Annotated in this window: 1 protein-coding gene; it reads right to left on the reverse strand. The window is 45.3% G+C overall.

All coding sequences use genetic code 11. The features are described 5' to 3' along the window. Window positions 1-88: 88 nt before the first annotated feature. Entirely contained in the window at window positions 89-679 is a 591-nt protein-coding gene (locus CDH47_RS17430) for a hypothetical protein (RefSeq protein WP_193601676.1), read from the reverse strand. Window positions 680-1,810: the final 1,131 nt, after the last annotated feature.

Genomic DNA, 1,810 nt, shown 5'->3' on the forward strand with positions numbered 1-1,810 from the left:
CTGGTCGGGTGATATCAGAAACTTCAGCTTGCCGGAATCAGTCACTCTGAATCCGGAAAAGGCGGCCAATTGTTAAAGAGCTGATGACTTAAACGCGACATCTACGTTGACAGACTCCGTACCTAGCTAAGATAAAGTCTTTTTGCCCCATCATTCGTCTGTGGATGCGCTTAAACTCTTCTTGATATAACTGAAAAACATCTTTCCATTTTTCTGTTAACAAGGCGTGCAGGTGATGCCAAGATGCCCACTGTTCCACTACCACACCGGCCTTCGTTGCGGACAAATCAGCGTAATCAGAATGAGCAAAATGAACTATTTGATTACGGTGCTCACCTAACGCTTTAAAGTTATCAATTGTGGTCTGATCAAGATGTTCGCTGACAATGGACTTAAGTCTTTTGATTGCGTCTTCTAGGAAAACGGAATGAAAGTCCCCAACTCTAAAACTTTCAATATTTGCAGTTTCGGGTTTACTGAGAATAAGAGTCCAATGCTCATCCATCAAACGAGCCTTAAGAAACAACTCAATTGAGGTATAAAAATCAACAATAGAGTTCTTAGGCCTCTTTTCCAAATCATCAAGCGATGAATCCAAAAAATCTATTGCATTCTTGACCAGAGAGTCAAAAAGCTCTTCTTTTGTCTGTTTCTTTTGAGAAATAAACTTTCGACCCATTTCGGACTTCCCTAGGTTTTTAACGCTTTTGTTCAGCGGTGCCCTTTTAGCGCAGCGAAAAGGGCATCCGGTGGAGGGCCGCGAGGCCCAGAACGAACTGGAACAACTTGTTAAATTTTTTGATTCTTCCCGCAGGCCAAACAGTGCTTGTAATGCCCGTAACGACCATGTCTGTTGTCAACAATGCCACCACAGATAAAACAACAATCTGATTTACCCTGATCCCAACGCCACAATCTGTAAAAACCCACTGTGAAGAATGCCAATGCGGCGAGCAATAGACCTGAAACAACCCAGGGAACGGCTGCACGAGAACTAGTCCCCAAGCTCTCAAACATCGTACTGCCGGAAAACCAATGGGGTAAAAATTCGCCGAGGAAATAAAGCCCAAAACCCGCAAGAATAAGTAATAAAACTGGAAGGGCAAAAAGCCTTAACAGCATCCTATTAGACAACTCAGATCCCTCTTTTATTGAAATTTAACGCGAAGGTTTGGGGCGCGCCACGTAGTGGTGCGTCCCAGCCGCAGGCGACAACACCGCCTTGTTATGCATGATGCTACTGCCCATTTGCGATTGCCTGCTTGATTATGGGGGCAACTGATTCAGGAGTAATACCACGCTCTTTACAGTAATTAGTTTTCAGCCAAACCGAGAGCTGCTTTTGACCTTTGCTGGCATTACAACCACGACAACAGAGGCAGATATTTTCTCGCGTGATTATTGAGGCATCATTGATAATGTGCTCCCAACTCGCAGATGCCTTTGCGGATTCTTTATGTGAGAGGAATTCATTGCCGCAGTACACGCAGGCTTTGTCTCGCTCTCTTACCTCCCGCTCTAACTCAGCGGGAATATTCCAATTATTCGCCATAATTTGGTTCGATCTCTTTATGCATAACGCTTGCAGCATGCGCGCCCACGGAATGGAGCCGACGGCGCAATGTAGTGGGCGTCGCCGTGCCTGCATTGGTTATGCTGTAAAATTCTTAAGCTCCAAGTAAGCGTCCGGCGATCCCATCTTGAACCCGCCGTTGCTATCTTCAGGATACTCGTTTCTTATTTATCAATTAACTGGGAGCGCTAAGGGTAAAGTCGAGCCTCTATTTGTGATCTCTGAGAGCGGTTGCTA

The sequence above is a fragment of the Marinobacter salexigens genome, from assembly GCF_002806945.1.
Taxonomy (GTDB): Bacteria; Pseudomonadota; Gammaproteobacteria; order Pseudomonadales; family Oleiphilaceae; genus Marinobacter; species Marinobacter salexigens.

Bases quoted from the DNA above. Each gene is read 5' to 3' on its own strand.
- CDH47_RS17430 (WP_193601676.1), bottom strand. From the start codon at position 679: ATGGGTCGAAAGTTTATTTCTCAAAAGAAACAGACAAAAGAAGAGCTT.